Origin of the sequence: Leclercia sp. UBA7405, from assembly GCF_037152215.1 — a bacterium.
Taxonomy (GTDB): domain Bacteria; phylum Pseudomonadota; class Gammaproteobacteria; order Enterobacterales; family Enterobacteriaceae; genus Enterobacter; species Enterobacter pneumoniae.
In genome coordinates this window covers 109,749-122,033 of record NZ_JBBCMR010000004.1, presented here as the reverse complement: position 1 = coordinate 122,033, position 12,285 = coordinate 109,749, and the positions used below count along the sequence as shown (strand labels likewise).

The window sequence follows — 12,285 nt, the reverse complement described above, 5'->3', positions numbered from 1 at the left end:
GGAAGGGAGTAACATCCTGGAGGTTCCACCTCAGATGAAACCAATTCCACAATCAGTTATTAATGCGGCTAAGCAAGCTGATGTCATTATCCGAGATACTAATGGGAAGGTTTACAAATAATGGACAAGGTTTTTTATTGTAAAAAATGGTCCGTTGGTTATAAAGAACCAATGAATCCTCTGAGCGAGAATGAAGCCAAAAAAAAGCATTCTCGCGGGATGCCATATACTGCACTTATCGGTTCTGATGTAAAACCATCACATGTTATTCAGGTCACAAAAAATGCTGGCTGGATTAGTGTCGGTTTTTTAGATGAAGAACTAAGAGAATATCTTCTTTATAGCTTTAAAGTTCTGAATAATGAGCGACTTTTTCTTTCAATGGCAGTTCACCGAGAGTTTGCCGAGAGCGAAGGTGAAGGCGCTGGTTTTATGAATGTTTCTAATAGTACGACTTATCTTTTTAAAGAAGATGGTCATACCGTTATCAGAGAAGAACGTTTTAACCCACATCTTTTGGATGAAAGTGAAACAAAAGTGGATGTTTCCGGGAATTATGAAAATTTCCCTGCATTTGGAAATTACCAATCGATTCTAAGAAAAGAACGATAGTTTGAATGTTAACCATTTCCGCTACCTCGCGAGTGAGATAGCAATGATGTGGGAGAGGGCCTGAATCGCCACGGATAATTTAGACACTTCTGAGCCGTTGGTAATATAGGTTTTTATATTCAGCCGGTGGCATCTGCTCGCTCGAACCATGCCGACGCTTACTGTTATAAATCATTTCGATGTAATCAAAAATATCGCTTCTGGCTTCGTCCCTTGTTTCGTAGATCTTTTTCTTAATCCGTTCGCGTTTCAGTAGCAGGAAAAAGTTTTCCGCAACCGCATTGTCGTGGCAGTTACCGCGACAACTTATGCTGCCCTCCAGATCATGTGATTTCAGGAACGACTGCCACTCATGGCTCGTGTACTGACAGCCCAGATCAGAGTGAACCAATACCTGTTTTTGAGAATTTTGCCTCCATACCGCCATAAGTAATGCGTTCAGGACAATCTCTTTGATCATGCGGGGTTGCATTGACCAGCCGATAACCTTACGTGAGAACAGGCCAACAACCACGGCCAGATACCGCCAGCCTTCGTGGGTCCTGATGTAGGTTATGTCCGTTACCCAACGCTCATCTGGAGCATCCGGAATGAACTGTCGCTGGAGCCTGTTGGGCGACACGATGCTGGCTTCGCCTTTACATGCCCGTGGGCTACAGTACCCAACCTGAGCTTTTATTCCGGCACGCTTCATCAGCCGCCAGACCCGGTTCACTCCGCACTGTTGCCCGGTATCACGCAGATCGAGAGGGATCTTGCGATAACCATAGACGCAGCCAGACTCAAGCCAGAACTGTTTGTCTACTTATTTATTTGCTGCCTGATATTTTTCTCTCTGGCCCTGATTGCCATTAAATTCATTATCCACCATGAGGTTGTGATTGAACGGGCAGATATTAAGCAGGTGGCTGTCGTAAGTGCGATTGCAGCAACCGCGGCAGCCTTCAGATCGTGGTTATTCGCCCTCCTTGATGAGCGGAAGAGGCGTAAAAAACCGCCTGAGTAACGGACCAGAAGGCAGCTATTTCGCTATTGAGAATAAGGTTCCTAACCCAGCCTTTCCATCCGCGTCTCGCCCTCCGCCATCGACAGCTGGTACAGCGAAAACGAACGGTGCTTCTCAATTAAGGTCGCCAGTTCTGGCGAGTGGCTGGTCAGCCAGATCTGCGAATAGCGGCTGGCTTCGGCGATCAGGCTTGCCAGCGCAGGCAGCATCTGCGGGTGCAGGCTATTTTCTGGTTCGTTGAGGGCGATAAACGCTGGCGGACGCGGGCTGAGCAGCGCCACCGCCAGGCAGAGAAAGCGTAGCGTACCATCAGAAAACTCAGCAGGCTCCAGCGGGCGACTTAGCCCCTCGCGCTGCATCATCATCCGGAAACGGCCGTCGCGGTTGTCGCTGTAAAACACGCAGCCGGGGAAGGCCTGATCGAGAATTCGCATCAGTAGCAGCTCGTCGCCAATCTCCACAATGGTCTGAAAGGCCGCCGCCAGGTTTGCGCCGTCACTCGCCAGCACCGGGGAGCGGAACCCCACCTGCGGGGCGCGCATCGCCGAGCCAGAAGCCACCGAAAACTCATGATAAAAACGCCAGTTGCGTAGCGATTCGCGCATCTGCGATACCTCAGGGTACAGATGCGGCTCCCCCAGTTGACCAAACACCGACTCATTCTCATACAGCGTGCCGCTGTGGGTCACTTTTTCGTGATGCACGTTGTTCAGGAACACAGTCTGGTTTTTACGCTGCATCAGCCGCGCCGAGGGGCGGCGGTGCTGCTGGCTCAACCAGATAGTCTCCTCTTTTATCACCGGATCCAGCTGAAACTGCGACGGATACGGCAGTCTCTCAACAAACCCCACCTGCAGCTCGTATTCGTACGTTTCGGTCTCTACCGCCAGATTCATCCGCCGCAGCTGGTCGCTGCGCGTCTTGCCGGCCCAGAACACTTTTAAAATCCCGCCCTCGTTCGCCAGCGCCTGAGAAAACTGCCCCTGCGCCGCGCTGTGCATCAGATGGATAGCTTTATAGATGTTTGATTTACCGGTGCCGTTTGGCCCGAAAACGATATTAAGCTGCTGCAGATCCAGCGACAGGCGGCGGATGGAGCGGTAGTTTTCGATATGCAGCGTCTTGATCATGGGCATTCCCGAAGCGGCGAAAAGGCCTGTATATATTGCCAGTATTCTTGCGCAAAATGCAAAAAAAAGACGACAGTGAGGGTGTCGTCTAAAGGGGTACAGTATGGGCCTCTGCGGGTCAACGGGGCCTTCGCTTCATTGATATTTAGCCAGTAGCAAGACGTAAACCTAAATGATTAGGGTAGGGATCAAAGTAGTTTTGCGTCAGCAGATAACTGTGTGGGTGTTCCGCAAGATAATGTTTCAACAGCGTCAGCGGGGCGAGGATCGGTAACAGACCGGCGCGGTAGTTAAGGATCACTTCGCGTAACTCGTCGCGCTGGCGGGCGTTAAGCTGATTACGGAAATAGCCCTGCACGTGCATCAGCACGTTAGTGTGATTCTTGCGCGAGGCGGGTTGCTTCAGGATCGCCATCAGCTTATCCCGGTAAACCTCGAAAAAGGCGTTCAGGTCGTCCCACTCATACAGCGAGGCGACAAAAGGCCCGATAGCGCGATATCCCGCCTGATGGTGGGACAACAGCTGCAGTTTATAGCGGCTGTGAAAATCCAGCAGGGCGCGGCGGCTCAGGCCGTTTGCGCGCAGGGTATTCAGTTCATGCAGGGCAAAGACCCGCTCGACAAAGTTCTCGCGCAGTACGGGATCGTGCAGGCGACCGTCCTCCTCGACGGGCAGCCATGGATACTTCTCCATCAGGGCGGCGGTGAACAGCCCGGTGCCGGCTTTCGCCCCCCGGTTGCCTTGCTCATCGTATAACCGTACGCGTTCCATGCCGCAGCTTGGGGATTTGGCGCAGACGATAAACCCGGCAAAGTCGCTGATACCCGGCAGGTAGCTGGCGGCAAAGCTCGCCATTTTCTCTGATACGTCTTCGGTGCTGTCCTTGCTAAAACGCATACGCGTTTCACCGTCGGTGGTCTGAACCAGCCTCAGCGCCGGGCGCGGTACCGGCAGGCCAATCGCCATTTCAGGGCAAACCGGTTTAAAGCTTACCCACTGGGCCAGCTCGTTCATCACAAAGCCCATGCGTTTATGACCGCCGTCGAAGCGCACGGCGGACCCGGTTAAACATCCGCTAATTCCGAGTACGGGTTTCGTATTCATGGTGTGCTACCTCCTAAGCCTTTCTTAAAACTTACACACCATGAATAATTTGTCCAAGTATTCGCAGAATTATTTTGTTATAACTTGCGATATCAGAAGGTTACGAAACCACTTTTTTGTAAGCGATCAGCTGCCTTTGTAGGTTGAATAGCCATACTGGCTAAGCAGCAGTGGGATGTGCAGTTTTTCGTTGGTGCGAGTAACGGTGAAGAGCACCGGGATCTCAGGGAAGAAGCTGTCGGCCTTCTGGCTTTTGAAATAGTCGCCCGTTTTGAAGACGACGCGATAAACGCCCGGCTCCATCTCCTTGTCCTGCGGATAGAGTGATTTGATGCGGCCATCCTGGTCCGTTTTACCGCTGGCAAGCTGAGCCCAGTTACCCTGCTGCTCTTTTTCCAGGGTAACGGTCACGTCAGACGAGGGGACACCTGTCTGCTGATTAAGAATATGCACGCTAAGCGTACCGACCGGGGCGCTAAAGGCGGCAGGGGCGAAAGCGAGGGAGGACAACATCAGCAGTGCGGCACTTTTTTTCATCATGAATTCCTGTGTTTTGATAAGTAACAGGAAAACGTTAGCACTCTGGCGAAAAGAAAATATTCAACTTTTCGTGATAACTGGCGCTAGAGGATGACCACCTCAAGTGCGACCGCCTGCTGCCACTGCTCTATCTGTTTTTTTCGTGCGGCGCTCAGTTTGCCGCTGGCGATCAGCAGCCATTTGCGCTCCGGGAATATCTCGGGTGCCAGGGCGGCTGGCGGGATGGGCAGCACATCGATACGGTGACCCTGCCCGGTGCGTTTTAAGGCTTCGAGCCAGATTTCACAGGGATCGCTCAGGTGCCAGCCGGTGATTAAATAGTTGTCGCCAGGGGCTTTTTTATCCCCTTCAAGGCAGAACGAGGTGTAGGCAATGATAATGCCATCGAGGATCTCACGCAGGGTCATCATCGCCGGCACGCGCGCCGAGACCTGGCTGCGCAGCGGACGCAATACTTCGGTGACCAGCTCTGGTCTGGGGTATTCCCGGCCGGCGTTGTACACCAGCTGGCGCAGGGCATCGATTTTGCCCTCTTTCAGACGCTGCAGCATGCTCTCCTGGAGCGTCTGCCAGTTGTTGGTACGCCGCGCGGTAGGGCGCTCGAGCAGGGGTTTAACCTGGCCAATCGGCACCCCTTTTTTTACCCAGTCGAGGATTTTAAGCGCTTGCTGAACATCCTCTTCGCTGTACTGACGGTGGCCGCCATCGGTACGCAGCGGTTTAAGCAAACCGTAGCGGCGCTGCCACGCGCGCAGCGTGGTGGCTGTAATGCCACAAAGTTTGGCGAATTCGCCAATGGAGTAAGCCATGCGCCTGTCCGGTGAGAAAGAATAATCTCAATATACTACGAATATTTGTATCCGGAATGAAGCAGTCGACCTCTGCACTACACTTACATCACGCAAACGAAAGGAGCTCACATGAAATTATGGCCAGTTGTGACCGGTGTGGCGATCGCGCTGACGCTGGTAGCGTGCAAAACGCCTACCCCGCCGAAAGGGGTGCAGCCCATTACCCATTTTGATGCCTCGCGCTATCTCGGCAAATGGTATGAAATCGCCCGCCTGGAAAACCGCTTCGAACGCGGACTGGAGCAGGTGACTGCCACCTACGGCCAGCGCAGCGACGGCGGCATTAGCGTGCTCAACCGGGGTTACGATCCACGCAAACAAAAATGGAACGAAAGCGAAGGCAAAGCGTACTTTACCGGTGCGCCGACCACCGCCGCCCTGAAGGTGTCGTTCTTTGGGCCTTTCTACGGCGGGTATAACGTGATTGCCCTGGATGATGAGTACAAATATGCGCTGGTAAGCGGCCCGAACCGTGATTACCTGTGGATCCTGGCGCGTACGCCAACCATCCCGGATAAGGTGAAAGACGATTACGTGCGCATCGCCCGTAGCCTCGGCTTCCGCGTCGATCAGCTGGTCTGGGTGAAACACTAACCCAGGCGGGAATTCGTGCTTTCTTCGTAGGGTAAAGCTGCCAGGCATGAATACACTTCCGTTATCGGCCAAACGGGAGACAACGACATGACCTGGCAAGCCTATCGCGGTAAAGCACCTGCAAACATGACCATTTACAGCGCCTCGTTTCCCGATGTCAGTGATAAATGGTCGATGAAAGACGAAACGACCCGGGAAATTAACGCCATCGATCGGGCGCTGAAGGCCGACCCGTCTCTGCAGCCGCCGCTGATTGAGCAGGGAGACCGCGGCGAGTTAACGCTGATCGCCCAACATGCCTGGTCGCAGGAGGCATTCCGTCATCGCCCTGCGCTGGCGGCCTGGCGCGTGCGGTTGGTGCCCTCAGCGCTGGCGTTGTTTGCGGTGCAAAACCCTCTGGAGGATAAACTGCCGGAAGGGACGGTAATGGACAGCGCCAGCCGCCAGTGGTTTATCCACGCCAACGATGCCATTGGCGTGCGCTCCCGCGCCCGGGTGCTGGCGACGCTGGTGGACAAATACATCCATAACGATATCGAGAGCGACTGGGTGAGTCTGGCCAGCGGCGCGGCCATCCCGGTGCTGGAGGCGCTGTGTGCCGCGAAGCTTGATGGACAGAAGGTGCATCTTTCGCTGGTTGATGACGACCCCGTCGCCCTGCGCTGGGCCGAGACCATGGCGGCTCAGCAGGGGCTGGTCGTGGGCGAGCAGATCACCCTGCTGCGCCGGAATCTGGTGTATCACCTGATCCGTAACGACGATCTGGTGCTGGAGCTGGGGGAGCAGCAGGCCGAGCTGGTGGATGCTCTGGGCATCTTCGAATACTTTAACCATGACGATGCCGTGACCTTTCTAAAACGCGCTCTGCGGCTGGTGAAGCCCGGCGGAGCGGTGATCCTGTCAAACATGCTGAATACCAGCCCACAGATCGATTTTGCCCTGCGCTGCATTGGCTGGCAGCACCTCTTCCCACGTTCCTTAGACGAGCTGCAGGAGATACATCTCGCTGCCGGCGTGCCGGTAGAAAATGTCACCGTGGTCGTGCCTGAAGATGGGGTCTATGCGGTGATGGAGGTGCGGCTGCCCTGAACCGCGCGCAGATAATCGCTGTTTCGTTGCCTAAAACCCGCTTTGCACTGACACGGACTGTCAGCGGCCTGTCTTACTCTTCTCGCTATCGTTACCACCAAAATTCGCAGGGTTACTGCAGTTTTCGGATGGTATGCCGTTAATAACACTTAATACGCAACGTCCTCAAAAATAACTCATTAACGTAGCGAGATATTTATCATGGCTGATGTCAGTACCTCTCCACACGCCTCGTTATTACACAAGGCGGATGCCTTGCTGGAACAGCAACTCGCCCCCGGAAAACCGGTTGTCGCCGCCTGGGGATTAATGAATGCCGGTAAAAGCTTCCTGTTGAATATGTTAACGAACCATATTCAGACGGAATGTTTTCGCACTAACGACATTCGTGAAACGGCGGAACTCAAAGAGTGTGAGACCGAAGATTTTATCTTTCTGGACACCCCAGGCCTGGATGCCAATAACGCCGACGATCTGATTGCCCTGCAGGGGGCGGCAAAGGCCGACATCGTGCTATTTGTCCACCAGCCCCAGGGTGAGCTGGAGAAGATTGAGATCGATTTTTTGCGCCAGCTAAAAGACTCGTTTGGTCAGTATGCCGAGCAAAACATCATCCTTGTACTCAGCAAAGCGGACGTAGAAAGCGCCGAAAGCATTGCGGCGATTGAAAAACGCATGCTGGAACAGTGCCGCGACGATCTCGGTTTTACGCCGCGCTGCTATGCCCTGTCTGGTTCCCGTTTCCAGGCCGGGGTGACGCAGAAACAAGACGGCCTGATCCGCGCCAGCCACCTTTTCGATCTCGCTCAGCATCTGGATGCGCTGAACACTGACGCCTACGCCGTAAAACGCGAGCGCCAGCGGGTGGCGATTGAAGAGATCCTCGCCGAGTTTATGCAGGCCGAGCACGCGTTGCAGGAGAAGCAGGCGCAAATTCATCAGCAAATCAACAGCGGTTTCCAGCCCTTCAATACGATCATGACCGATTTCCGCGGCTGGATGAAAAACACCCTCAAAAAATTCCCGGCTGTCTAAGGAGCGCGAAAATGGCATTACCCTGGTTAATTGGTGCAGCGGTGCTGGGCGTGGGCGCATTAATCGCCTCTTCCTCCAGCGATGATGACAGCTCGAATGGCAATGGCGACGACGAAGAGCGCAAACGCCGGGAACGAGCAGAACGTGAGCGCCGCGAACGCGAGCAAAAAGAGGAGCGCGAAACCATTAAGGCCTCGCTTCAAAACGTCGGCACGCTGCGCGCTGACGACTTAAAGCAGGCGCTCTCCGGCTGGGTTGAGGTGCACTACCAGAGCACATCGCCCTTTAAAGCCAACGTGCTGGCAACGGGTAAGCAGTATCAGCGCGTGGTGGCAGAACATTTTACCGAAAGCCATGAGCTAACCTTCCTGGACGCCAAAACGCGCCAGAACCTGAATGCGCTGGAATCCTGCTACGACGTGGAACTGACCATGACCGAAGACTTTTATGACGTGGTTGATACCCTGATAGATTGCCAGGTCCAGCTTGAGACACTGCAAGTTTATCGCGAACAATTTGAACGTATTCGCCAGCATTTGCGCGGCTAAGCAGACAGGAATAAAGATGAGTAACGAGATGCTTCGCGAGGATCTTCTAACCTCTTTCGAAACGCTGGAGATGCAGTTCGCCTCTTCATTAGAGCAGGCTAAAGAGCTGGATAAAGCCTTTGCGGCTCACTACAGCCAGTTTCATTCTAACCTTGCCGGGCTGCTGGCCGACGCGCAGGAGAAATTACCTGAGACCAGCCCGTTAAGCCAGTCGCTGGCGGGGTTTATCAACGGCCTGAAAGAGATCGACAGCGGCTGGAAAGCAAAGCTGGATAATCAGAACAAGGGGCTGAGTTTCCGGAAAAACTTTGAAGATTCGCTGCTGGTCTATGTCTACGGCAAGGTGAAGTCGGGTAAAAGCTCGCTGGGCAATTATATGGCCTGGGGCCATACCAACCCGACTCCGGCCCAGCAGGCCGGGAATACCACGCTGAAATATGACTCCCACGTCAATACGGACGCAGAGAACGGTGATGCGCATAACGAAGCGGCGCTGCAGGGCAAATTTCGCGTGGATGCCACCGAGGCGACCAGCTCGATTCAGAGCTTCCGTCTGCCGGGGCTGACCTGGGTGGACTCCCCTGGCCTGCACTCGGTGCGTTCGCAAAACGGCGAGCTGGCGAAAGCGCACGCCGACCATGCTGACCTGATCCTCTACACCATGAAATCGGATGCGCCGGGACGCGCCAGCGATTTAAACGAGATCCGTCAACTGCTGGGGAAAGAGAAGGAGATCATGTTGCTGCTGACGGGCAGCGATAAAAAGCAGCATGGCTGGGATGAGGTCAACGAGGTGCCTGTCGATATCTGCGTGATGAAACCAGCGCAGGATCGCCAGATGCAGCAGGATTTCGTAAAGCGCGAGCTGGAGGCCGAAGGCGTTGATACCGGGCGTGTGCAAGTGCTGTCCCTTTCCGCCCGCTATGCCGAACTGCACGGGAATGATCCGGCGGCCATCGCCGACAGTGGAATGGGGCAGCTATTTACCCGCCTGAAGCAAATCTCGCAGGAAGAGGGCGTCCGCATGAAGCGTGCGGTGCCGATGACGAATTTCAAAAACTTCCTCTCCGGCTGCCTGGTGGAAATGGAGAAATATCAGGCGTTGACGGCATCTCTGGCTACGATGATTGCGACGGTCGACCAGGATGTAAAAAAACAGATTACACCGGCCATACGCCTTGCCCAGTCTGAATTACGTCAAACCATTCAGGCCAGTTTTAACGAGCTGGCCGCCAGCCGCAACGACGAAGCCGGGCTGAATAGCGCCCTGCTAGCCGCACAAAAAAGATGGGACAGCCGGATGGCGACCCTCACCGGGGATGCGCTGGAGGCGATCCTGAACAAGGCGATGAAGGCCTTTAAATCAGCGGTTGTCACCACCTGGACCTCCTCCTCGCTCACGCTGCCTGCCTTCTCGGTAGAAAAAGTGACCGAGCAGATCCCTGAAGGCTACACCAAAAGCACGCGTAGCCGTAACGGTGGGCTGGGGGCATTGATCGGCGGCGGCATTGGGATGCTGCTGGGGCCTGCGGGCGCGGCCATAGGCGCCACTCTCGGGGCCGGGCTGGGATCGATGACCGGAGACAGCGCCCAACAAACCACCCGCACCATTGAAATGGTGGTGGGAGATAACCTCAGCGAAGTCCGTAACCGGATCCTGAGCCTTTACCTGGACGGTATTGAAAACGAGATCACCACTCAGGTTGGTACGCTCTTAAGCACCTTACTCAACGAGATGGAGGAGGACTGTAGCCGGCTAAATTATGAAGTGGAACAGTTTAAGCGTGCGATTGGCAGACTGAAGCAGCAAGCAGAGCAGCAATTAACGAGTGAGGGGAACGCGTAACATGGCGATGTCAGCGGCAGAACTTTTTGAAACTTACGACCTGACGGCGAAACTGGCAAGCCAGTATCCTGCGCTGGCGGCAGAATTTGCGCCTGTGCAGAAACAGTTTGAAGACAAGCGCAACCAGCCAGACGCCAGCATTATGGTCTACGGCGTGTATAACGCCGGCAAAAGCACGCTTATCAACGCTCTGGTTGGCGAATGCGTGGCAGCGACCGGCGATGTTCCGTTAACAGCCTCTGTTGACTCCTACTGCTGGAATAACAGCACCATTCTGGACACCCCGGGCGTGGATGCGCCGCTGGATCATGAAGAAGTGACCCGGGAACAGATGCTGAAAGCGGATGCGGTGATTTTTGTGGTAAATCCATCCGGTGCCGCCGAAGAGGAGAAGACACTCAAGGTGCTGGTCGAAATTTTACAGGCCCGGAAAAAGCTGTTCCTGGTGCTCAACGATAAAGATCGCATGGACGTCGAGACCTTAACCCGCCTCAAAAACGACATTCGTATTCGTCTGCAAAGCCTGGCGGAAGCACAGGGTCTGCAGGATGTGCTGCAGGATATCCCTGTCCTGCGCGTCAATGCGGAGATGGCGCTGCAGGCGAAGCTAAACAATGTGCCGGAACTGCTGCGCGCCAGTGAGTTCCCGATCTTCGAAGAGGCGCTGACCACCTTTATCGCCAGCATTGATAGCCAGCATATCTACCGTCGACTGGGCGCGACGCTGAACGGTTTCCTCGACAAGTTGCTGCACACGTTAGAGCAGCAGACCACCAGTGACACCGTACGCAGCTTCGATACCCTTTTGAAAAATATCGTTGCGCAGCAGCAGCTTTGCCGTAACGCGGTGATCGATGAGGTGAAGAACCAGCGTGAGGTCATGTACCGGGGCAGCAAGGCGGCATTGCGCCAGGATCCAGAACACGCGCAGGCAAACATCGAGGCACTGTTCCGGCAGGCCAGCGGCGAAGTGGAAGCGGCGCAAAACCGTGAGATGACCTATCTGGTGCAGCGTTTTGCCGATGATGTCGACAGCCTGCAAGCGGCGATCGCCCGACAGGCAGAACAGGGTGCCTCGCAGTCGATTCCGCACATGCCGGGTGCGCAGGCAACTCAGGAGCAGGGGGTATCGCCAGAGTCCGGGGGCATTAACGCCGAGATGATGAACCACGCGGTCAATACGCTGGGTTCGATGGCAAAACCGGAACACGTGGTCAGCGGCCTGAAAGTGGTGAAAGAGTGGCTACCGTCACTGATGAAGGGGATTGGCCCAAAAACCATGGAGAAGTGGGGTACGCTGGTGGTGGGCAAATGGCTGCCGTACGTAGGGCCAGCCATCACTGTAGTCAGTTCGCTGTGGGATATCTTCGCAGAAGATCGCGAAACCAAACAGGCGCGTGAACAAAGCGAGCAACAACGCCGCGAATGGGAGCGTTATCAGCAAGAGATCGACGATTTTGCCTTCACGACGGCCGCACAGTTTGAATCCGGTGCGTTACGGCTGGTGGATGAGTCGCTGGAGCCCTGGTTCGCAGAGTTACTGGACAAAGTGAAAGCCGCGCGGGATATCGCCAGCCAGCAGGATCGTGAGTTGAGCGATCGCATCATAGAAGTACAGCGCCTCGCTTCGTCGTTATGTACGCAGGCATGAGTGACGACGCGTTAACGCCTTTCCCCTGCAATGCCTGCGGCAAGTGCTGCCGCAGGGTCAACGCCAGCCCCGAAACCGCGTTTCTCGATCGCGGCGACGGGGTGTGCGGCCATTTCGATGAAACAACCCACCTGTGCGCCATCTACGCCACCCGGCCGCTGGTCTGTCGCGTAGAGGACTACTACCGCGCCACGCTGAGCGAGGTCATTGCCTGGGACGACTTTGTCCGGCTGAACGTGGCGATTTGCGAGAGATTGTAAGGGGCAGGAGGTTGATTT

The 12,285-nt window shown here is 54.9% G+C and carries 12 protein-coding genes and 1 pseudogene; 8 read left to right on the top strand and 5 right to left on the bottom strand.

Translation table 11 applies throughout. The features are described from left to right. Window positions 1–120 precede the first annotated feature (120 nt). On the top strand, window positions 121–612 hold the full coding sequence (locus WFN75_RS18585; RefSeq protein WP_336996646.1) for a hypothetical protein: 492 nt from the start codon (window positions 121–123) through the stop codon (window positions 610–612). 79 nt (window positions 613–691) lie between these two features. Here WFN75_RS18585 and WFN75_RS18580 read toward each other — a convergent pair. The 5 genes and pseudogenes from WFN75_RS18580 to WFN75_RS18560 all read right to left on the bottom strand — a co-directional run. Next, window positions 692–1,411: pseudogene (locus WFN75_RS18580) on the bottom strand (IS3 family transposase); the annotation flags it as partial. A 248-nt stretch (window positions 1,412–1,659) separates the two neighbouring features. Next, window positions 1,660–2,748: an AAA family ATPase gene (locus WFN75_RS18575; RefSeq protein ID WP_263617638.1), complete on the bottom strand. Its 1,089-nt coding sequence runs from the start codon at window positions 2,746–2,748 to the stop codon at window positions 1,660–1,662. 145 nt (window positions 2,749–2,893) lie between these two features. Then, window positions 2,894–3,853, bottom strand: coding sequence for a YbgA family protein (locus tag WFN75_RS18570; RefSeq protein ID WP_207292712.1), 960 nt, complete (start codon window positions 3,851–3,853; stop codon window positions 2,894–2,896). Window positions 3,854–3,979: 126 nt separating this feature from the next. Continuing rightward, the gene (gene uraH / locus WFN75_RS18565; RefSeq protein ID WP_040077801.1) at window positions 3,980–4,390 is read right to left on the bottom strand and encodes a hydroxyisourate hydrolase; all 411 of its coding nucleotides are present in this window, start codon (window positions 4,388–4,390) and stop codon (window positions 3,980–3,982) included. An 86-nt stretch (window positions 4,391–4,476) separates the two neighbouring features. Beyond that, window positions 4,477–5,202, bottom strand: coding sequence for a MerR family transcriptional regulator (locus WFN75_RS18560; RefSeq protein ID WP_286775658.1), 726 nt, complete (start codon window positions 5,200–5,202; stop codon window positions 4,477–4,479). Window positions 5,203–5,313: 111 nt separating this feature from the next. Here WFN75_RS18560 and WFN75_RS18555 point away from each other — a divergent pair, with 111 nt between their 5' ends. The 7 genes from WFN75_RS18555 (at window position 5,314) to WFN75_RS18525 (ending at window position 12,267) form a co-directional block, all read left to right on the top strand. Next, window positions 5,314–5,838, top strand: coding sequence for a lipocalin family protein (locus WFN75_RS18555; protein WP_040077803.1), 525 nt, complete (start codon window positions 5,314–5,316; stop codon window positions 5,836–5,838). An 87-nt stretch (window positions 5,839–5,925) separates the two neighbouring features. Further along, on the top strand, window positions 5,926–6,927 hold the full coding sequence (locus WFN75_RS18550) for a class I SAM-dependent methyltransferase (RefSeq protein WP_336996645.1): 1,002 nt from the start codon (window positions 5,926–5,928) through the stop codon (window positions 6,925–6,927). Window positions 6,928–7,128: 201 nt separating this feature from the next. Continuing rightward, complete coding sequence (locus tag WFN75_RS18545) at window positions 7,129–7,962, top strand: GTPase (protein WP_080346633.1); 834 nt, start codon at window positions 7,129–7,131, stop codon at window positions 7,960–7,962. 11 nt (window positions 7,963–7,973) lie between these two features. Further along, a complete protein-coding gene (locus tag WFN75_RS18540; RefSeq protein ID WP_040077805.1) occupies window positions 7,974–8,510 on the top strand; it encodes a hypothetical protein in 537 nt (178 codons plus the stop codon). 16 nt (window positions 8,511–8,526) lie between these two features. Further along, the gene (locus WFN75_RS18535) at window positions 8,527–10,356 is read left to right on the top strand and encodes a dynamin family protein (RefSeq protein WP_336996644.1); all 1,830 of its coding nucleotides are present in this window, start codon (window positions 8,527–8,529) and stop codon (window positions 10,354–10,356) included. Window position 10,357: 1 nt separating this feature from the next. Next, entirely contained in the window at window positions 10,358–12,007 is a 1,650-nt protein-coding gene (locus WFN75_RS18530; protein WP_336996643.1) for a GTPase, read from the top strand. Beyond that, the gene (locus WFN75_RS18525; RefSeq protein ID WP_212478185.1) at window positions 12,004–12,267 is read left to right on the top strand and encodes a YkgJ family cysteine cluster protein; all 264 of its coding nucleotides are present in this window, start codon (window positions 12,004–12,006) and stop codon (window positions 12,265–12,267) included. Before WFN75_RS18530 ends, WFN75_RS18525 begins: the two co-directional genes overlap by 4 nt. Window positions 12,268–12,285 lie beyond the last annotated feature (18 nt).

Coding starts and splice junctions, on each gene's coding strand:
- WFN75_RS18535 (WP_336996644.1), top strand. CDS start 8,527: ATGAGTAACGAGATGCTTCGCGAGGATCTTCTAACCTCTTTCGAAACG.
- WFN75_RS18540 (WP_040077805.1), top strand. CDS start 7,974: ATGGCATTACCCTGGTTAATTGGTGCAGCGGTGCTGGGCGTGGGCGCA.
- WFN75_RS18550 (WP_336996645.1), top strand. CDS start 5,926: ATGACCTGGCAAGCCTATCGCGGTAAAGCACCTGCAAACATGACCATT.
- uraH (WP_040077801.1), bottom strand. CDS start 4,390: ATGAAAAAAAGTGCCGCACTGCTGATGTTGTCCTCCCTCGCTTTCGCC.
- WFN75_RS18585 (WP_336996646.1), top strand. CDS start 121: ATGGACAAGGTTTTTTATTGTAAAAAATGGTCCGTTGGTTATAAAGAA.
- WFN75_RS18545 (WP_080346633.1), top strand. CDS start 7,129: ATGGCTGATGTCAGTACCTCTCCACACGCCTCGTTATTACACAAGGCG.
- WFN75_RS18575 (WP_263617638.1), bottom strand. CDS start 2,748: ATGATCAAGACGCTGCATATCGAAAACTACCGCTCCATCCGCCGCCTG.
- WFN75_RS18555 (WP_040077803.1), top strand. CDS start 5,314: ATGAAATTATGGCCAGTTGTGACCGGTGTGGCGATCGCGCTGACGCTG.
- WFN75_RS18525 (WP_212478185.1), top strand. CDS start 12,004: ATGAGTGACGACGCGTTAACGCCTTTCCCCTGCAATGCCTGCGGCAAG.
- WFN75_RS18530 (WP_336996643.1), top strand. CDS start 10,358: ATGGCGATGTCAGCGGCAGAACTTTTTGAAACTTACGACCTGACGGCG.
- WFN75_RS18560 (WP_286775658.1), bottom strand. CDS start 5,202: ATGGCTTACTCCATTGGCGAATTCGCCAAACTTTGTGGCATTACAGCC.
- WFN75_RS18570 (WP_207292712.1), bottom strand. CDS start 3,853: ATGAATACGAAACCCGTACTCGGAATTAGCGGATGTTTAACCGGGTCC.